This window comes from Halovibrio sp. HP20-59 (assembly GCF_033052795.2).
In the GTDB taxonomy this organism is placed as follows: Bacteria; Pseudomonadota; Gammaproteobacteria; order Pseudomonadales; family Halomonadaceae; genus Vreelandella.
Genome location: NZ_JAWJUW020000027.1, coordinates 1 through 18595, shown reverse-complemented (window position 1 = coordinate 18595; position 18595 = coordinate 1). Strand labels below are relative to the sequence as shown.

The window sequence follows — 18595 nt, the reverse complement described above, 5'->3', positions numbered from 1 at the left end:
TAAGCGTGGTGTTTAGACTAAGCTTAGAAGTCGTAACGAACACCAACGGTAGTCAGGATTTCGTCGTCTAGCGAACGGAAGTTGTCCGAAATAGAACGATCTAGGTCAGTACCATCGTCTTGCTGGTAGACTTCAGCAAAGACATACATCGGCTGGCTGAAGCGATAGTTGCCGCCCAGCATCCAGCGATCCTTATCATCAACACCATCGTATGCCATATCAATACGGGCGTACTGACCATAGACTTCACCCATACCGTAGTCGTAGGTAGCACCCAAGCCCATGATGCTCTCTCTCGCATCAACATCACCGTTAGCTAACAGCTCGTTCTGGCTGTAAGTATCAGTGATTTGCTCGTACTTGAAGCGAAGACTCAAGGCATCAGTCAGGTCATAATTAGTGAAGAAGCCAAACAGGTCTTCACCAGCGGCATAAGAGCCACCGCCGTCGTAGCTAGCACCACGATCATCAACATTTTTGCCCTGACTGTAACCCAAGGACATGTAAAGATCGTTAATGGTGTAGTCAACGGCAGCTGCAGTCGTCCAAGTGGAGCTGTTGTCTTGACCAGCTACTACAGTAGCATCGTTACCAGAAAGGTGCTTGGCTTGAACGTGAGCACGGAAGCCAGAGAGATCCGGTGTGGAGTAAGAAACCGCATCACCGCGGCTATCAGCTGCAATACCGCCAAGCTGTTCCCAGCCAGCATTTTCCGGCACATCGAAAATCACGTCGCCAGAACGATAGTAAACGCTGTCAAAGTTACCAGCCTGAACCGAACCCCAGGAATCGCTGCGCACACCCAGGTAGGTGTTGCGAACAGTGTCGAAGCCATTGGTGTTCTGGGCGTCAGCATCGCCGCGGAATTCCATACGAGCGAAAACGCTCATGTCGCGAGTCACTTCATGGTCGGCAATAAAGCCAAAACGCGAACCCAGGTCAATAAACTCAGAACCGTCTGACTTGGGTTCGCCAGAAGATGATTCAACACCGCCGGTAGTGATGCCATAAACAACACGGCCATAGATATCAAGCTTGGTGCCGTCTTGGTCATAAACAGTTGCTGCTTGTGCTGCTGCAGAGGCGCCCATGGCACCGATGATAGCAGTCGCTAGAAGTGTCTTTTTCATGATTTAAATTCCTTAGCTCGTATACTGTTTCGATCGTTTATGCTCGACTTTAATAAGTCGGCCGTTGGCTTTTGCGGGCCATGCTCTTTTTCCATCCCCGGTTTTTCCCGGTGGTATGCGGCATGTCCTCAACTAAGCCTTGTTATAGTCCAATGCTCGCAAGACGAACTTTATACTGGGATTCCAGGGAACGCAATAGAAAAAAACAGTGTTTTTTTACTATTTTTGCTTTTTTATGGAACCCCTGCATTTACGCTTGGTCTCAGCGCCCTTTGAACTTCTGCTGCAAGCCTAGCAATTTATCTTCCATGCTAAGCGGCTTGTGTGCCTCGCCTTTTTCACTCTTTCGTTCGCTATCAGGCTGTTTAGGCGCCTCTTGGCGGGGCTTTTGAGCATCGGCTTTTGGTTTGGGCGAGCGCTCTTTAGGCTGTTCAGGGGCTTGCTTATCACCGCGCTTTTGCGCTGCATGCAGGGCCGCCTCTTTATCCACCTTTCCCGCCGGCTGGCCATCCAAATCAACCCGCTCAACGCCTACGCGCACCGCTTTTATATAGCGCGGCAGGTTGACATAGTTGGCCAGCGCGCGACGAATGAGCTTGTTGGGCCATGCCTCACGTTCAGCAAGGTCTTGATGAATACCCACTTTTAACGGCTTGGTGTGGCCTTTAAAAAACGCGTTTGGATAACGCTCATACCACTGATTTAGCAATGCGTGCGGTGAAGGTGTTTGCGCCGGTTGTTCGGGTTCATTTGGTTGTTCTGGCGCTACTGACTGTTCTGGCTCTTTTGATGGTTCGGGCGTGGCTGGCTGTTCTGGCGTTCTTGGTGGTTCCGTTTCTTCTGATTGAGCTAAAACGGCGTCAACATTGTCGGCATTGTCATTGCCAGCGTCGTCGGCTTGAGCGCTTTCTAGCGGCGTATCAAGCGCCTCGTCAGCCGCTAGCCGCTGCTTGAGCTGCTGATTCTCTTCGCGCAGCACTTGCAGTTCAGCTTGGGTACGTTCAAGACGCGCCTCTAAGTCATCTAGCATATTCGTTAAGCTGGCGGCCATAGCCGTCTCCTTTGACCTTGTCAGTCGGCGATGCGCTCGTAGACCACGAAATCGTAGTTTGGCTGCCCTTGTGCCGGCTGCCCCGCTACGCGCTGCACTTCACGCCAGGCCTGGTGATCAATCTCAGGGAACGTTGCGTCGCCCTCGACGTCAATATCCACTTCTGTAATGTAAAGCCGTTGGGCAAAAGGCATCGCCTGGCGGTAAATTTCACCGCCCCCCATCACCATAACTTCTTCTGCGGCTTCAATGGTGGCGTGCTGGTCGGCCAAGGCAAGCGCTGAAGGCAAGTCGTGGCACGTGCGCACGCCTTCATGAGCAAACGCCGAGTTGCGGGTAACCACCACGTTAAGCCGGTTAGGTAGCGGCTTACCAATCGAAGCAAAGGTTTTTCGCCCCATCACCAGTGGCTTAGCCTGGGTGATACGTTTGAAAAACTTTAAATCTTCAGGCAGGTACCAGGGCAGCTTGCCTTCTACACCGATCACACGGTTCTTTGCCATGGCGACGATCATCGCCACCGGCACTAACGAATCAAACTCACTGCTTGCTTGGCTCATGGCATCCTGCTGGGTCATACCGCCACCTCGGCTTTGATGTGCGGGTGCGGTTCGTATCCATCAATATGAATATCTTCAAAACGGAACGCAAAGAGATCGTCTATCTCAGAGTTAAGCGCAAGCGTTGGCGCGGCGTTGGGCGTGCGTGAAAGCTGTTCTTTGGCTTGGTCTAGATGGTTACTGTAAAGATGCGCATCGCCCAGGGTGTGGATAAACTCACCGGGCTGCAGGCCTGCTACCTGCGCCACCATGCGAAGCAGCAAGGCATAGCTGGCGATGTTAAACGGCACGCCGAGGAAGATATCGGCACTGCGCTGATAGAGCTGGCACGAGAGCTTTCCATTGGCGACGTAAAACTGGAACAGGCAGTGGCAAGGCGGCAGCTGCATTTCATCGACCTGAGCCGGGTTCCAGGCAGAGACGATTAGCCGACGCGAATGCGGGGAAGTACGCAGCTGCTCAAGCACTTTGGCAATTTGGTCAACGCTGCCGCCTTTGGGGTCAGGCCAACTGCGCCACTGGTAGCCGTAAACGGGGCCCAGGTCGCCGTTTTCGTCCGCCCACTCATCCCAAATCCGCACGCCGTTCTCTTTTAAGTAGGCGATATTGGTGTCGCCTCTCAAGAACCATAGCAGCTCATGAATAATCGAGCGCAGGTGCAATTTTTTGGTCGTTAGTAGCGGGAAACCACGCGATAAATCAAAGCGCATTTGGTGGCCAAAGACTGAGCGCGTACCCACGCCTGTGCGGTCATGGCGATCAACGCCGTGGTCCAAAACAGTTTGCATCAAATCTAAATAGGGTTGCTCAAGCGCAGGCATTGTAGCAGTCACAGCGTTTCCAAATTAACAGGCAAGGTGCGAATCATTCTAGGTGGTGAGGACATAGGGGGCAATGCGAAGATTACCCCATTGACGTCAGCTAACCACCTAGCACTTTTCAAACTAGAACATTTCAAACTAGCACCTTTATAGGCTTTAAATCTTCACATCCACCGGCTGTGAGCGCGACCAGGCTATAACAAACACACCCAACACGATCATGGGGGCCGAGAGCAACATGCCCATGGTGACCCAACCGAAGGCAATAAACCCAATATGGGCATCGGGCATGCGTACAAACTCGACCACAAACCGGAATACGCCGTAGCAGACCAAGAATAACCCTGAGAGAAAACCACGCGAAGTGGGTTTCGCAGACGCCCACCATAAAATAGCAAACAGCACTGCGCCTTCTAGTAACGCTTCATAAAGCGCCGATGGGTGACGCGGCTCGGGCCCCATGCCGGGAAACGGCATGCCCCAAGGCAACGATGTAATGCGCCCTGGCAGTTCGTGGTTAATAAAATTACCAATACGCCCGGCGCCTAAACCAATCGGCACCATCGGGGCAATAAAATCAGTTAGGGTTAAAAATGCCAGCTGTTTACGGCGGGCAAATAGCCAGGCCGCCAACAACACGCCGAGCAGGCCACCGTGGAAGCTCATACCGCCGTCCCACACGCGAAAGACCCATAGCGGGTCGGCCAGCCACTGTTCAAGCCCGTAAAACAGTGCGTAGCCTAGGCGCCCGCCCGCCACAACACCAATGGCCGCATAGAAAAGCAGATCGCCGATATCGTCATTGTTGAGACCAATGCGCGATGCACGCCGACAGCCGAGCCACCAGGCTGCTACAAACCCGACTACATACATCAAGCCATACCAATGGACTTGCAGTGGCCCGATAGAAATAGCCACTGGGTCAATCGTGGGGTAATTAATCATTTACACTCTCTAATCTGGGCTAATCTGGCGAAAGAAATCATTAAAGCTGGCAAGGGCTCAGCCCCCTTCTCATTAAGCGCAATAGCGACAGCCGTTAGCGCAAGAATGCCACCCTTTTTACGCAGGCAGCGAAGTTTAACCCCTAAACAGGGAAAAGGAACATTGCTCATGCTTGCGGTGCGACCTGCAGCCTGTCTGGGAACCAGTGAGCGACGATGCCGAGAAGGGTTTCCGGTTGATACGGCTTGATAAGCAGGTCATCCATACCCGCGGCTAAACAGGCATCACGCCCGGTATTGTCGGCATTGGCCGTCATGGCCACTAATACGCTTTGGCTAACGCCATGGGTGCGCTCGTACTCACGCCAGCGGCGGGTGGTGCCGAGCCCATCCAGCGTCGGCATAAAAATATCCATCAGCACCAGATCAAAACGAATACGCTGTTGACGCTCAAGCGCCTGCTCACCACTGCTAACGCCTTCTACCTGCAAGCCTTGGCTTTCAAGCATCTGCCGAGCCAGCATCAAATTAACCGGGCCATCGTCGACTACCAGTACGCGCAAGTACCCCTGTGAACCAGCGTTTTCACTCTCACTTGATGATTCTGCCCCATCGTCTTGTTCAAAACTTTGCTGCACAAGGTTAGCCAGCAGCGCACGGATATCGGTTAAGTGTGCACTGACATCAATGATATTTTGCCGGCAGTCGGCGGTAATGTCGTTGTCAGCTATGGCGCTTAAATGGTCTAACAAGCTGTCCGTTTCATGCTGCAGTAGCATTAAATAGTCAGATTTCAGGCGTGACTCTTCTCGGGCCCTTTCACGCCCCGCCATTAAGTACTTGACCTGCCGCTGCTGGTACTGAAGGTCGTCCAACAAGGATTGTTCATGCCCTTGTTCGCTATCACCGACTGCTGACGAGCGGTTCATGCCGCGTTCCAGGCCTGCCAATACGGCATTCACGCTGGCCAGCCGCTGAAGGGGTCGATGAGTTTCGTCAACAGCCTCTGGAGAGGCGCACTTATGTGTAGGCAGGGTGTTCTCAGCGGTGGCACATAGCGCTTGGCTATGCCGCTCCAATTCGGTGAGCTCCTGCATGAAGCGGCTATCTTTGCGGCGAGCACGCGCTTTTACCAGCATCAGAAAAGTGCCGACATTCAAACTGCTGCCAAGAAGCATGGCCGCCATTAACCACAGCAGTGTGTTCAAAGAGGTGTAGCCGGACGACGTCCACCAAACCCCAACCCCCACTAGCAGGCATAGTACAGCTTGTACCAGCAGCAGTGGCCAGAGAAGCGGCCACACAATGGCGTTCCAAAAGTACTCCCTTCGATAACGTTGCATGATCTCGCCTTCCTTCTGGCCTAGTAACCTGTGATAACGTATCCATTTTAAGGCTTGGTTATTAATACTGGGCGATACCTGCCGATGCTGGCATCAGTTTACGTCTGCATGTTGTGACTGTCATGGGGCACACTCGCTGAACGTTTTACCTTTTTAACCGACGAGTTTGCTATGTGCTTGATAACGTTTGCTTGGCATCCTGGCTCACCGACGCCGCTGCGGCTAATGGGCAACCGTGATGAGTTCCATGCACGGCCTACGGCGCCGCTTGCCTATTGGCAAGACTGTCCGGCAATTGCCGGTGGGCGCGATTTAGAAGCTGGCGGTTCGTGGCTAGCCGCCAAGCAAGGCGGCACCGTCGCGGCCCTAACCAATGTGCGCGACCCTCAACTGACCACACCGCCAGGTGCGCCGAGCCGAGGGGCGTTAGTATCACAAGCATTACTGTGCGATGACATTGAAAGCTGGCTAACCGCGCTAAAGCAAGGCGAAGCATTACGCTATGCGGGATTCAACCTATTAGTCGCGACGCCACATCGGCTTTGGCACCTGCACCGCAGCCGAAACCGGGTTGCACTCAGTGAGGTAACCCCCGGCGTACACGGCTTATCTAACGCCGACCTTGATTCCCCGTGGCCCAAGCTGTTACACGTTCGCGATGCGCTTGAACACGGCCTTTTTCAAGGCGGCCCTTCACCAGAACGGCCAGCGTCGACATGGCCTACCGCCGTTCGACGTGCGATGCAAAACCCTGATGAAGCAGCCGTTGAAACATTACCCGATACCGGCGTTGGGCTTGAACTGGAACGCCAGCTCTCGGCAGCCTTTATTGTCGGTGAGCGCTACGGCACCCGGGCTACCTCATGGCTAACGTTAGACCACCAGGGTCACATTGAGGTAACCGAGCAGCGCTTCGGGCCGCTAGGTTACTTTGAAGGTGAGACCACTTTGACCCTTCCCAATGAGGCAGCTGCTCAATCGCGGGGAGGCATTAAGTGAGACAACTGCCACTCATCTAGGCGGTCATCTAAATGCGCATGCACCTGAGCTGGGGTATCCAACTTCATCACTTCTACTAACAGTTGCTCGGCATCGCTCAACGGCACCCGGCGGATGGCGGCGCGCACCTTGGGTAGGCTGGGGGCGTTCATGGAAAGGCTGGTAAAGCCCATCGCCATCAGCAGCAAGGCGCCCGCAGGGTCTCCCGCCAACTCACCGCACAGCGAAATTGGCTTGTTGAGGCGCTTGGCATCTTGGGCAAGCTCCAGCAAGGCACCCAGCAAGGCTGGGTGAAGCGCATCGTAAAGGCTTGAAACACGAGGATTATTGCGATCAACCGCGAGTAAATACTGGGTAAGATCGTTACTGCCGACTGAAAAGAAATCGACGCGCTTGGCCAGCGCATCCATTTGATAGATCGTGGCAGGCACTTCGATCATAACCCCTACTTGGGGCCGAACGACGGTCACTCCCTCTTCACCAAGCTCTAAAATAGCGCGATCCAACAAACGCAGCGCCTCATCGACCTCCTCGACGTTGGTGATCATCGGGAAGAGAACGTAAAGGTTATCCAGGTCGATGGACGCTTTGAGCATGGCGCGCAGCTGCACCATCAATACTTCGGGGTGATCCAGCGTCACGCGCATACCGCGCCAGCCAAGAAACGGATTGGCCTCATCAATCGGGAAATAGGGTAAATCTTTATCACCCCCGATATCCAAGGTACGCATTACCACCGGCAGAGGCGCGAAACCTTCGAGCTGGTCGCGATAAAGCTTGGTTTGCTCTTTTTCACCGGGAAAGCGTTCGGTAATCATAAACGGGACTTCGGTACGATAAAGCCCTACCCCGCCGATACGGCTTTTCAGCAGTGCGTTGGCATCGACCGCTAGCCCGGTATTCACCATTAGCGGCATGCTGTAGCCATCTGGCGTGGCGCTGGGTAGGTCTTGTTCGTGTTCGAGCAGCTCACTTAAGGCTTCTTCTTCGGCAATCAGGCTTTCATAGCGCGTCTTGAGCTCAGGTCCCGGACGCACAAACAGGCGTCCGCGGTGACCATCCAGTACCACCGGTGCACCACCTAAACGGGGTAGCGGCAAATCCACCATGCCCAGCACCGTTGGGATACCCATGGCGCGGGCCACAATAGCCACGTGCGAGGTGCTGGAGCCGCGCACCGAGACCAGACCTTTGAGCTTGTCGCGGGGCACTTCGCCCAGCATAGCGACGCTGATTTCATCGCCGACCAAAATAGCGTTATCGGGGTAGGTTTCTGGCGTGGAGGGCGTGTCTTCTTGCAAGTGCGCCAGCACTCGGCGCCCCAGGTCGCGAATATCCGCGGCCCGTTCGCGTAGATAGTTATCGTCTACGCGCTCTAAATACTGCACGTGGCGTCGCACGACGTCAGCCAGGGCGCCAGGCGCCCACTGCCCTTCACGAATACGTTTTTCAACTTCATCGGCCAGCGCCGCTTCGCCAAGCATCTGCTGATAGACATCAAACAGCGCCAGCTCTTGGGCGGAAATCCGGCTGGCTAAGCGTTCGGCTGCTGCACGAATTTCGCTACGGGTCTTGCCAATGGCTTCTTTCAAGCGCGCGACTTCGTAATCCTGATCGTTGGGCACTAGGTCCGGCACGCTATTGAGATCGGAAGGCGGGGTAATCACCACCGCTTCCCCCATGGCCATGCCCGGCGAGGCAGCCACGCCTTTAAACATTGCCTGCCCACCGGCAATTGCCGGGCGCAGCAGGTTTCCTGTGGCCAAGGCGTGGGCTAATACGCCTGCCAGCTGTGCGGCCATGGTCACCAGGAAGGCTTCGTCTTCATCGTCGTAGCGGCGTTTTTCAGCCTGCTGTACAACCAGCACGCCGAGCATCAGCCTCTGGTGGATGATGGGTACGCCTAAGAAGCTGGAGTAGCGCTCTTCGCCGGTGGCTTCAAAATAGCGAAAGTGCGGGTGCATCTGAGCTTCTTCAAGATTTAAAGGCTCGCTACGTTTGGCCACCAAACCCACCAAACCCTCGCCTAACGGAAGCACGACGCGACCCACCGCCTGGGTACGCAGGCCAATAGTTTCCATCAACACCAGCGATTCGAGCTCTTTGTCGTAGAGGTAGAAGGAGCACACATCGGTCTGCATCGCCTTACGAATTCGGCGTACCATCGTGGACAGCGCGGCGTCGAGGTTGCGCGCGCCATTCACTTCCTGAATTACCCGGCGCAGCACCTCAAGCATGGACGTTTTACTTTTCACTGTTATTTGCCTCGCTGAGGAATTTTCTGGCAAGCCCCGCTGCGCGCTTTAGTTTGGGCAGCGGTAGGTCGCCCTATTCTTCATCCTGTGCCAAACGCTGAACGCGGGGAGACAACTCTCGTAGCGCGCGCCGATAGACTTCTCGTTTGAAAGGCACTACCTGCCCTAACGGATACCAGTAGCTAACCCACCGCCACCCATCAAATTCGGGGGTAGGCGTTGACGTCATACAAATTTGGCTTTCCTGGCAACGGATTTTAAGTAAAAACCACTTCTGCTTCTGGCCAATACAGACCGGGCGCGAATGCGTACGAATCATACGTCGCGGTAGACGGTAACGCAGCCAGCCCCGAGTGCAGGCAACAATATCAACATCGTCGGCGGTTAGGCCGATTTCTTCGAATAGCTCACGAAAAAGCGCTTGTTGTGGCGTCTCGCTTGCATTGATGCCCCCCTGGGGAAATTGCCACGCATTTTGTCCTACCCGACGTGCCCAAAGCAGCTGCCCCTGGCTATTGGCAATAATAATGCCAACATTGGGGCGAAAGCCGTCAGCGTCGATCACGGACATCACCTTCATAAATTTTCAGTTGCCCCCATTTTTCCACAAGGGCGACAAGCGTATCAATACAATATAACGCTAAGTGATGAATGGTTTCGTTCCAGCGTGGCTGAGACAAACGTGCGCTGGTGGGAATGGTAGAGCGAGTCTGCGATAATCCGCGTCCGTTATTTGCCTTATTATTAGCGTTTTTTCTACACGACTGATTGCTTACAACCACTGACTAAAAAGGGGAACGCCGTGAGTCTGGCCATTTTCGATTTGGATAATACGCTGCTATCCACTGATAGCGATCATGCCTGGGGCGAGTTTCTACTCGAACAGGGCGCGGTAGACTCGGCGACTTACCAGGAAGCTAACGAGCGTTTTATGGCCGATTACAATGCGGGCACCTTGGACATGGCCGCCTTTTTAGAAGTGGCGCTGAAGCCGCTGGCTGACAACACCCCTGAGCAGCTTGCCGCCTGGCATCAGCAGTTCATGGTCAGCAAAATCGAGCCCAACATTCTGCCGAAAGCAGAAGAGCTGCTCGCCCGCCATCGCGGCAAAGGCGATACCCTGCTAATTATTACCGCCACCAACCGCTTCATCACCGCGCCAATTGCCGAGCGCTTAGGGGTGGACCACTTAATAGCGGTAAACCCTGAAGTTAAAGAGGGTCACTACACCGGGCGCGTTTCGGGTGTTCCCAGCTATCGCGAAGGTAAGGTCACTCGCCTTGAACAGTGGCTGGTAGAGCAAGACCAAACTATGGAGGACGCTTGGTTCTATAGCGACTCGCACAATGATTTGCCACTCTTAGAAATCGTCGAACACCCTGTCGCCGTCGACCCTGACGATACCTTGCGAAAAGTCGCCGAAGAACGCCACTGGCGGATTATGAGCTTACGCGGTTGATGAAGGGTAAGTAGTGAATGGTGAATAGACGTTTTATCACCATTCACTAATTAAAATTTAGGACTCGCATTTTGTAAACCCGCGGTTAGCATTGGAGCAGCGCCTATAAACATACCTGCCCAGTCCCACTGCGCACTTAAGCTACCTTTTGTGAACGAATTTCCAACATGGCAGCAATACTCAAATGGTAATCAATATCTGGCCACTCAATGCCTGTCGCATCACAAATAAATAGGTAATGCCGCAGTACCTTAACAGAGGCCTGCTCAAGCTCCGGGTACCAGCTCATAGGCGTTGAAATACGCCGTCCATCGCTCAGTTCGACATGAAGGTAGTGGTCATCAAAATGAACTTCTTTACCTGCTAAACCAGTCATTCCAAGTCTCCAAAAATTGCTGTCTATGCAAGCTAATCAACTCAAGACACTCCTTGAGCTCCTGCTTCTTTAATGATGAATAAACCACGACATCAGACTCAATCTCAACTTTAGCCCATCCATCTGACTTCATAACATGCACATGAGGTGGAGGATGTTCATTGGCATAAAAAAAGAACTTGAAGCCTTTTTCATTCAGTAACGTTGGCACTTCATTGTCCCTTTTTGTAATGCTAGAAGCATAGCAACCCCCAGCCCTACCGTCACTGGTAGAGCACAGGGTTAGTGCACCAATAAAAAAACCCCGCAAGCATGGCTTCCGGGGTTTGGCGTTTACTGGCGCCTGTGTAAAAGCGTCAGTGGGCGCGTTTAGCCGAGCAGGTGTTCGACCGCAGCACGCTCTTCGCGCAGTTCTTTCTCGGTGGCTTTCATCTTCTCTTGGCTGAATTCGTCAAGCTCAAAGCCTTGAACGATTTCATACTTGCCACCCTGGCAACGTACCGGGTAGGAGTAGATGATGCCTTCGTCGATGCCATAGCTGCCGTCAGAGGGAATCGCCATGCTGACAATGCCCTTGGAACCCAGCGCCCAGTCGTGCATGTGGTCGATGGCGGAAGAGGCAGCTGAGGCGGCAGAAGAGGCACCGCGCGCTTTGATGATCGCCGCGCCGCGCTGCTGCACGGTGGGGATAAAGTCGTTTTCGTACCAGTCGCGCTCAACCAGATCAAACGCTGCTTTGCCGTCGACTTTGCACTGGGCCAGATCCGGGTACTGGGTGGCACTGTGGTTGCCCCAGATGATCATGTTTTCAACGTCAGTGACGTGCTTGCCGGTTTTTTGGGCCAGCTGCGTCAGTGCGCGGTTGTGATCCAGGCGCGTCATGGCAGTGAACTGACCGGCGTCCAGATCCGGCGCGTTGCAGGATGCAATCAGCGCGTTGGTGTTAGCTGGGTTACCCACGACCAGCACTCTCACATCACGGCTGGCGTGATCGTTCAATGCTTTACCTTGAACGGAGAAGATCGCGGCGTTGGCTTCGAGCAGGTCTTTACGCTCCATACCCGGGCCGCGCGGACGTGCGCCAACCAGCAGGGCGAAGTCGGCGTCTTTGAACGCTGTGTTCGGGTCATCGGTGGCAACGATGTCTTTTACTAACGGGAAAGCACAGTCGTTGACTTCCATCACCACGCCATTCAGGGCGTCCATTGCCTGGGGAATTTCCAGCAACTGGAGAATGACAGGCTGATCCGGCCCCAGCATGTCGCCAGCGGCGATGCGGAAAATAAGAGAGTAGCTGATCTGACCGGCACCGCCGGTAATCGCAATACGTACGGGATCTTTCATCATTGCTCCTTGATTGGTTCGCCTAGGGATGGTTCTAGCCTGAGAATGGCTCAGCTGAACTCAAGACGCAAAGATGGTATGCCCAGCCAATGAAAAACTCAATCAGACATGCGGCTAGGCTTCGCGCGAAAATTGCCTGCAACCTATTGATGCATTGGCTTGCTACTCGCTGAAAAGGCTGAGTTGCGCTATGGTGTCCACGGTTTTATTCCCTCCTTTTTTGTGTTGCTAAGGACATGAACGCTCTCATGCGAAGAATCCCGTTCTCTTATGCCTTGGCTAGCCTGCTGGTGTTGGCGCTAGTGATATGGCTCGCCTTTGGTGATTTTCAGAGCTTTCAATCCACACCCCCGGACGCCTCTGAAAGTAGCGACTCCGACTTGCGTGTGGAAGTCGTCGAACAGCAGAGCATCGCCTACATTCCCGAGCAAATTGTTCAAGGCCAGCTGACGGCCCAGCGGGAAACCACCCTACGCGCCAACGCGGCAGGCTATGTCGCCGAGAAACCGGTGGACCAAGGCAGCCGCGTGGTGGCGGGCGACACCCTCTTAGTGCTGGATAACGACGCCCTGCCCGAGCAACTGCAGCAGGCCCGCGACGAACTGGCCTTAGCCGAAGCCGAGTATGCCGGCGCGCGCAACTTGCGCCAGCGCGAGCTAATTTCACAGCCCGAACTGCTGCGCCGGCAGAGCACATTGAGCGCCAGCGCCGCCTCCGTGGCGCAGCTACAGAAGCAGCTGGAGGACACCCGCCCCATCGCGCCGTTTGATGGCGTGCTCAACCGTGTTCAAGTAGAGCTGGGCGACCTACTACAGCCTGGTGAAGAGTGGGGCCAATTGGTCGATGATCGTCGCTTGAAAGGTGCCGCCTGGGTTTCTCAACAGCAGGTAGGCGATTTAAGCGTCGGTCTACCGGTAAACGCGCGCCTATTAAATGGCGACCACTTAGAGGGCGAACTGACTTTTATTAGCTACCGCGCTGAAGAGGCCACACGCACCTTCTATATTGAGGCCACGCTGGATAACCCGGCCGGTAAACGCTTGGCAGGCGGTAGCGCGGAGCTGACCATTACGCTACCACCCCGCCAAGTGCACACCCTCTCGCCCGCCCTACTGAGCTTGAACAGCGAAGGGCAACTGGCGGTTAAGCACCTGGATGACAACAACCAGGTCCAGCAGACACCCATCGAGCTAGTCAGTGCCGATACCCAGCGCGCCTATGTGACCGGCCTACCCGACCCACTGCGCCTGATTACGCTAGGCGCTGGCATGGTAGACGTTGGCGAGAGGGTGGAACCTGTCGCCGTTGAAGAAGCCATCATTACACAACCACCATCTGACCAGGGTAGCGTCGATGCGTCAGTTAATTAGTGCGGCATTAGCTCATACACGCACGACGTTACTGTTGCTGGTGAGTTTATTTCTGGCGGGCATTGTGGCCTGGCAGACAATTCCAAAAGAAGCCAATCCTGACGTCACCATTCCGATGATTTACGTCTCTCTGTCGCTGGAAGGCGTTAGCCCCGAAGACGGCGAGCGGTTACTGATTCGCCCTATGGAGCAGGAGCTGCGCGGAATCGAAGGGTTACGCAAGTTCACCGCCCAATCCAGCGAAGGCCATGGGTCCATCACGCTGGAATTCGACCCGGGCTTTGACCCCGACACCGCGCTGACCGACGTGCGCGACCGGGTGGATATCGCCCGCAGCGACCTGCCTTCCGAGGCCGATGAGCCACGGGTCATGGAGGTCAATGTGTCGGAGTTTCCGGTCTTGACCATCGGCCTTTCCGGGCAGTTAGACACCCGCGAGCGCATGACCATCGCCCGGCGCCTGCAAGAAGAAATCGAAGGTATCGCCGATGTGCTTGAAGTCGATATTGCCGGGGAGCGGGAAGACCTGCTGGAAATTGTCGTAGACCCGTTGGTGCTGGAAAGCTACGGCGTCGATTTTGACGCGCTGTTTAATCAGGTATCGCGTAATAACCGCTTGGTCGCTGCGGGCAGCTTAGATACCGGCGCGGGCCGCTTAGCCTTGAAAGTGCCCGGCATCATAGCCTCGCTTAACGATGTGATGAACATGCCGGTCAAGGTTGAGGAAGATCGCGTAGTCACCTTTGGCGACGTGGCCTGGATCAACCCGACCTATAAAGACCCCGAAGGCTTTGCCCGTATCGATGGTCAACCGGCGGTGGTACTGGAAGTCTCCAAACGCGCAGGGGCGAACATTATCGCCACCATTGGCGCGGTGCGCGAGCGCTTGGAAGAGGCAGGTGACCTACTCCCCGAGCAGCTGCGCTTCACCACCATTCTGGATGAGTCGACCACCGTCGAGAACATGCTCTCCGAGCTACTCAACAATGTGCTGACCGCCGTGGTACTGGTATTGATTGTAGTGGTCGCGGTAATGGGCTGGCGCATGGCGCTACTCGTCGGGCTGACGATCCCCGGCGCCTTCCTGACGGGCATTCTGCTTATCTGGGCGTTTGGCTTTACGCTCAATATCGTGGTGCTGTTCGGGCTGATTCTGGTGGCCGGCATGCTGGTGGACGGCGCCATCGTCGTCAGTGAGCTGGCTGACCGCCACCTGCGCGATGGCCAATCGCCCCATCAGGCGTGGCTTAACGCGGCCTCACGCATGAGCTGGCCGGTCATTGCCTCTACCGCAACGACGCTTGCGGTGTTCATTCCGCTACTGTTCTGGCCCGGCGTCGTCGGCCAGTTCATGAAGTATCTGCCCGCCACGGTGATTTTGTGTCTGCTGGCATCGCTTGCCATGGCGCTGGTATTTTTGCCGGCGCTGGGGCGTCTGTTTACGCGAACCGCCGCAACGTCTAGTGGTGCTAACCACGAAGCATCAACCACCTCCTTCGGGCGCGGCTATCGTCATCTGCTGGCCCGGTTGCTGATGCACCCGGCCTGGGTGCTGCTGGTCACCGTCCTGTTGATGGCGCTACTGTATACTGGCTACGCCCGCTTCAACCACGGCGTCGACTTCTTCCCTAACGTCGAGCCGGACAGCGCCCAGGTGCTGGTGCGCGCCCGGGGGGATTTCTCCGTCCAGGAGACCGACGCCATCGTGCAGCGGGTGGAAGCCAAGCTATCCGGCATGAGCGAAGTGCGCGCGCTGTACGCGCGCTCCTTTGCGGTGCCCAACGAGCAGCTCGGTAATGATGTGATCGGCATGCTGCAGTTCCAGTTCATCGACTGGCACGAGCGCCGGCCTGCCCAGGCGATTTTAGACGAGATGGCCGAACGCGCCGGGGATATCCCCGGCATTCAGCTTGAGTTTCAGGAGCAGGAAATGGGCCCCGGCGGCGGCAAGCCGATTGTCTTGGAAGTTAGCGCCACCAACCCTGAGGTCGCCGATGCCGGCGTTAACCAGCTGACCCAATTAATGCGCGAGCTAGGCGGCTTTGAAGACATTCAGGATAACCGCAGCCTACCTGGCGTAGAGTGGCGGGTTAACGTGGACCGCGAAGCCGCTGCGCGAATGGGCACTGACGTAACCACCATTGGCAGCGCCGTACAATTGCTGACCACTGGACTTCAGGTGGCGAGTTACCGCCCGCCCGAGGTCAACGACGAAGTGGATATTCGCGTGCGTCTGCCGCAAAACTGGCGTTCGCTGGATCAGCTTGAACGCTTGACCATCAATACCCAGCGTGGCCAGGTGCCCATCTCGCACTTCGTGACCTTAGAACCTGCGCCGAAGGTCGGCACGTTGAACCGCATTGATGGTCGGCGGGCGATCACCTTAGAGGCCGACCTGGCCCCTGGTTATCTCGCCGATGAACGCCTCGGTGCGTTACTCGACGCTGGCCGCGATAGCTTGCCCGACACCCTGATGGTCAATGTAGCCGGGGAGCAGGAGGACCAGCAGGAATCGATGCAGTTCCTGGCCAGTGCGTTTCTGATTGCGATCGGTTTGATGGCGCTGATTCTGGTCACCCAGTTCAACAGCTTTTATCAGGCGGGACTGGTACTCTCGGCAATTGTATTCTCTACGGCGGGGGTACTGATGGGCCTGCTGATCACCGGCCAAGCGTTTGGCATTGTGATGGTAGGCATGGGGGTGATTGCCCTGGCAGGCATTGTGGTTAACAACAATATCGTCTTGATCGACACCTATAATGAGCTACGCGGCCAGAACATGACGCCCGGCGAAGCCGCCCTGGAAGCAGGCTGCCTGCGCCTTCGCCCGGTACTGCTAACGGCGATCACCACGGTGCTTGGGCTTATGCCGATGGTGCTGGGGATCAATGTTGACCTGTTCACGCCCGCGCTAGGCTTTAATGCGCCTTCAGCACAGTGGTGGACCCAGATGTCCAGCGCCATTGCCGGCGGGCTAACCTTCGCCACCGCGCTTACCTTATTGCTGACGCCCTGCATGCTGGTGCTTGGGGGCCGATGGCGCTGACACCCAGCGCCCGATGAGATTATTCAAGAACGATCTTTTTCAGCGGCAGGATTGCTGCTGATCGCGCAATGAATTGCGCTCCTACAAAACCCGGTGCTCGCATCCAGCCCCTGTAGGAGCCAGACTTGTCGGGCGATCAGGCCGTCTACCAGCGTTCACTCTCGGCGGCTCGATCCTTGCTGATCGCGCAATGAATTGCGCTCCTGGTATGGATTGATCCGTCAAGGCTTCAGTTATCTCTTGCTTATCTTTCTGTCCTCAATACCTTCGGGTCAGGAAGCGAAGGGCTATCAGCGACGGTGGATCTCTCTGGTATTCGTGGGTTGGGTACCGACCTGTCATCACTTCGTCGCGGAGCTGCCCTGCTCTACATGCGAGGGTCACCCCGCCCCGGAGGGCGAGGGCCTCATAGGAGCGTCAGGGGTTCTCCCACCGGCCCGACGCTTCCTGACCCGAAGGCACTGGAACGTGATCTTCATACGATTGCCCGGCTTCCGTGTGGCTTGCCCATGGCGTCACAGGCAATGGCCCATAAAAACCCCGCCATTTCTCGTGCGATCGCTGTCGTAACCTGCTGTTTTACCTTGCCCGTGGCCGCCAATCGACGGTAACGCCCACAGAGGCGTTTCTGGGCTTCCCAGGCGATCGCTTGCACCGTCGGCGTGGTCTGCTCGGCTCGCTTCTCAATAATGCGCGTCTTGCGCGCGGGGAAGCGGTAACTCCAGGCAGCTTCCACTAGAACGCGTCGGACATGCCCGTTGCCGGTTTTCGTGATGCCACCCTGGCGTCGGCTGCCGCCACTGGAGTGCTCGCTGGGCACGAGCCCCAAGTAAGCCATCAACTGTCGAGGCGAGTCGAAGCGGCTCATATCCCCGAGCTCAGCCAGCACCGTCATGGCGGTGATCAAGTTAACGCCACGCATCGCCATCAACGCCTTAACCACCGGTGCTAACGACCAGCTTGGCAAGGCCATTTCCATCTGCTTCTCCAAGCCCGCCACGCGTCGTTGAGCCTCTCGCACCGCCTCGATGTACTCTTGCATGACGATTTGCTGAACGGGATGATCGAAGCGGACGGTCTCCAGCCAGCGAAAGTGAGCGGGTATCCACTTGCTCTTGCCTGAATAGACCTTACCGTGGCGTAGCAAGAAGGCGTTAAGGCGCTGACGTGCCTTGAGTTCAATCGCCTTCATGTCTTCACGGGCCCGGGTCAGATCACGAATGGCTTCCTGCTCAGGTGTGGGTACCCATACGGGCGTCAGCTCGCCAGAGCGAGATAAACGGGCCAGCATGTTCGCGTCTCGGCGGTCAGTCTTAACGCGGTCACCTGCCCGGCGAGGAATCAACGTTGGTGCCACCACGTCGACATCTTGCCCGTTGGCCCGAATTTGATGATAGATCCCATAGCCACAAGGCCCGGCCTCATAACTAAACAACAGCGGTTGTCCGTCGAAGTGCTTGCTCATCTGGCGAACCAGCTTATCAATAGCGTTCGGTTCATTAGGGATTTCCCCTTTGAAAACCGGATCGTGGCGACCTATCTCAGCAACCGAGATGGAAATGCTGGCTTTATGTACGTCCAAGCCAATGTAGGCAGCGTGGATGGCGCTAGCCGACTGAAGTGAATCGGCTACCGCTTGCTGGACCATTGGTGACTGAGTTGCGCTAGACTGTTTCATGACCTGCCTCCCTCAATAGTGGCTCTGTGATGTTGCCTCAACTTCAACATAACCCACGACGTTGAGGAGAGGCAGGTCAATCCATCATGTCTACAAAACCCGGTGCTCGCACCCAGCCCCTGTAGGAGCCAGACTTGTCGGGCGATCAGGCCGTCTACCAGCGTTCACTCTCGGCGGCTCGATCCTTGCTGATCGCGCAATAAATTGCGCTCCTACAAA

16 protein-coding genes are annotated in these 18595 nt (G+C 55.7%); 4 read left to right on the top strand and 12 right to left on the bottom strand.

What is annotated here, in order from left to right:
- Positions 1–23 precede the first annotated feature (23 nt).
- From RZA33_RS18390 to RZA33_RS18365, 6 genes are all read right to left on the bottom strand, one after another.
- Complete coding sequence (locus tag RZA33_RS18390) at positions 24–1130, bottom strand: porin (protein ID WP_317509169.1); 1107 nt, start codon at positions 1128–1130, stop codon at positions 24–26.
- 262 nt (positions 1131–1392) lie between these two features.
- Positions 1393–2181, bottom strand: coding sequence for a ProQ/FINO family protein (locus tag RZA33_RS18385; RefSeq protein WP_317509168.1), 789 nt, complete (start codon positions 2179–2181; stop codon positions 1393–1395).
- A 20-nt stretch (positions 2182–2201) separates the two neighbouring features.
- Complete coding sequence (locus RZA33_RS18380) at positions 2202–2759, bottom strand: dihydrofolate reductase (protein WP_416337887.1); 558 nt, start codon at positions 2757–2759, stop codon at positions 2202–2204.
- Positions 2756–3562 (bottom strand): thymidylate synthase, encoded by an 807-nt coding sequence (locus RZA33_RS18375; RefSeq protein ID WP_416337889.1) that lies wholly within the window; start codon positions 3560–3562, stop codon positions 2756–2758. The genes RZA33_RS18380 and RZA33_RS18375 overlap by 4 nt, the downstream gene beginning before the upstream one ends.
- A 156-nt stretch (positions 3563–3718) precedes the next feature.
- Entirely contained in the window at positions 3719–4507 is a 789-nt protein-coding gene (gene lgt / locus RZA33_RS18370) for a prolipoprotein diacylglyceryl transferase (RefSeq protein WP_317509166.1), read from the bottom strand.
- 166 nt (positions 4508–4673) lie between these two features.
- Positions 4674–5849 (bottom strand): response regulator, encoded by a 1176-nt coding sequence (locus RZA33_RS18365; RefSeq protein WP_317509165.1) that lies wholly within the window; start codon positions 5847–5849, stop codon positions 4674–4676.
- Positions 5850–6020: 171 nt separating this feature from the next.
- Here RZA33_RS18365 and RZA33_RS18360 point away from each other — a divergent pair, with 171 nt between their 5' ends.
- On the top strand, positions 6021–6848 hold the full coding sequence (locus RZA33_RS18360; RefSeq protein WP_317509164.1) for an NRDE family protein: 828 nt from the start codon (positions 6021–6023) through the stop codon (positions 6846–6848).
- Here RZA33_RS18360 and ptsP read toward each other — a convergent pair.
- Complete coding sequence (ptsP, locus tag RZA33_RS18355) at positions 6824–9085, bottom strand: phosphoenolpyruvate--protein phosphotransferase (RefSeq protein ID WP_317509183.1); 2262 nt, start codon at positions 9083–9085, stop codon at positions 6824–6826. The two genes, RZA33_RS18360 and ptsP, sit on opposite strands and share 25 nt — an antisense overlap.
- Before the next feature lie 91 nt (positions 9086–9176).
- A complete protein-coding gene (gene rppH, locus RZA33_RS18350) occupies positions 9177–9668 on the bottom strand; it encodes an RNA pyrophosphohydrolase (RefSeq protein ID WP_317509163.1) in 492 nt (163 codons plus the stop codon).
- Positions 9669–9905: 237 nt separating this feature from the next.
- On the opposite strand from rppH, the gene RZA33_RS18345 reads away from it, so the two are divergent.
- Positions 9906–10562: an HAD family hydrolase gene (locus RZA33_RS18345; protein WP_317509162.1), complete on the top strand. Its 657-nt coding sequence runs from the start codon at positions 9906–9908 to the stop codon at positions 10560–10562.
- 136 nt (positions 10563–10698) lie between these two features.
- Here RZA33_RS18345 and RZA33_RS18340 read toward each other — a convergent pair whose 3' ends face one another.
- The 3 genes from RZA33_RS18340 to RZA33_RS18335 all read right to left on the bottom strand — a co-directional run bounded on the left by RZA33_RS18340 (position 10699) and on the right by RZA33_RS18335 (position 12282).
- Positions 10699–10938: a DUF2442 domain-containing protein gene (locus RZA33_RS18340; protein WP_317509161.1), complete on the bottom strand. Its 240-nt coding sequence runs from the start codon at positions 10936–10938 to the stop codon at positions 10699–10701.
- Positions 10919–11071: a DUF4160 domain-containing protein gene (locus RZA33_RS19950; protein WP_416337888.1), complete on the bottom strand. Its 153-nt coding sequence runs from the start codon at positions 11069–11071 to the stop codon at positions 10919–10921. Before RZA33_RS19950 ends, RZA33_RS18340 begins: the two co-directional genes overlap by 20 nt.
- 236 nt (positions 11072–11307) lie before the next feature.
- A complete protein-coding gene (locus tag RZA33_RS18335) occupies positions 11308–12282 on the bottom strand; it encodes a malate dehydrogenase (protein WP_317509160.1) in 975 nt (324 codons plus the stop codon).
- Positions 12283–12530: 248 nt separating this feature from the next.
- Here RZA33_RS18335 and RZA33_RS18330 point away from each other — a divergent pair, with 248 nt between their 5' ends.
- Positions 12531–13652 (top strand): efflux RND transporter periplasmic adaptor subunit, encoded by a 1122-nt coding sequence (locus RZA33_RS18330; protein WP_317509159.1) that lies wholly within the window; start codon positions 12531–12533, stop codon positions 13650–13652.
- Positions 13636–16698: an efflux RND transporter permease subunit gene (locus tag RZA33_RS18325; RefSeq protein WP_317509158.1), complete on the top strand. Its 3063-nt coding sequence runs from the start codon at positions 13636–13638 to the stop codon at positions 16696–16698. The genes RZA33_RS18330 and RZA33_RS18325 overlap by 17 nt, the downstream gene beginning before the upstream one ends.
- Positions 16699–17173: 475 nt before the next feature.
- Here the strand turns inward: RZA33_RS18325 and RZA33_RS18320 are convergent, their stop codons facing one another.
- Complete coding sequence (locus RZA33_RS18320; RefSeq protein WP_317509182.1) at positions 17174–18346, bottom strand: IS110 family transposase; 1173 nt, start codon at positions 18344–18346, stop codon at positions 17174–17176.
- Positions 18347–18595: the final 249 nt, after the last annotated feature.

What these genes read in the sequence shown, in the direction of transcription:
- RZA33_RS18390 (WP_317509169.1), bottom strand. Translation starts at nt 1,130, where the DNA reads ATGAAAAAGACACTTCTAGCGACTGCTATCATCGGTGCCATGGGCGCC.
- RZA33_RS18385 (WP_317509168.1), bottom strand. Translation starts at nt 2,181, where the DNA reads ATGGCCGCCAGCTTAACGAATATGCTAGATGACTTAGAGGCGCGTCTT.
- RZA33_RS18380 (WP_416337887.1), bottom strand. Translation starts at nt 2,759, where the DNA reads ATGACCCAGCAGGATGCCATGAGCCAAGCAAGCAGTGAGTTTGATTCG.
- RZA33_RS18375 (WP_416337889.1), bottom strand. Translation starts at nt 3,562, where the DNA reads ATGCCTGCGCTTGAGCAACCCTATTTAGATTTGATGCAAACTGTTTTG.
- lgt (WP_317509166.1), bottom strand. Translation starts at nt 4,507, where the DNA reads ATGATTAATTACCCCACGATTGACCCAGTGGCTATTTCTATCGGGCCA.
- RZA33_RS18365 (WP_317509165.1), bottom strand. Translation starts at nt 5,849, where the DNA reads ATGCAACGTTATCGAAGGGAGTACTTTTGGAACGCCATTGTGTGGCCG.
- RZA33_RS18360 (WP_317509164.1), top strand. Translation starts at nt 6,021, where the DNA reads ATGTGCTTGATAACGTTTGCTTGGCATCCTGGCTCACCGACGCCGCTG.
- ptsP (WP_317509183.1), bottom strand. Translation starts at nt 9,085, where the DNA reads ATGCTTGAGGTGCTGCGCCGGGTAATTCAGGAAGTGAATGGCGCGCGC.
- RZA33_RS18340 (WP_317509161.1), bottom strand. Translation starts at nt 10,938, where the DNA reads ATGACTGGTTTAGCAGGTAAAGAAGTTCATTTTGATGACCACTACCTT.
- RZA33_RS19950 (WP_416337888.1), bottom strand. Translation starts at nt 11,071, where the DNA reads ATGAAGTCAGATGGATGGGCTAAAGTTGAGATTGAGTCTGATGTCGTG.
- RZA33_RS18335 (WP_317509160.1), bottom strand. Translation starts at nt 12,282, where the DNA reads ATGAAAGATCCCGTACGTATTGCGATTACCGGCGGTGCCGGTCAGATC.
- RZA33_RS18330 (WP_317509159.1), top strand. Translation starts at nt 12,531, where the DNA reads ATGCGAAGAATCCCGTTCTCTTATGCCTTGGCTAGCCTGCTGGTGTTG.
- RZA33_RS18325 (WP_317509158.1), top strand. Translation starts at nt 13,636, where the DNA reads ATGCGTCAGTTAATTAGTGCGGCATTAGCTCATACACGCACGACGTTA.
- RZA33_RS18320 (WP_317509182.1), bottom strand. Translation starts at nt 18,346, where the DNA reads ATGGTCCAGCAAGCGGTAGCCGATTCACTTCAGTCGGCTAGCGCCATC.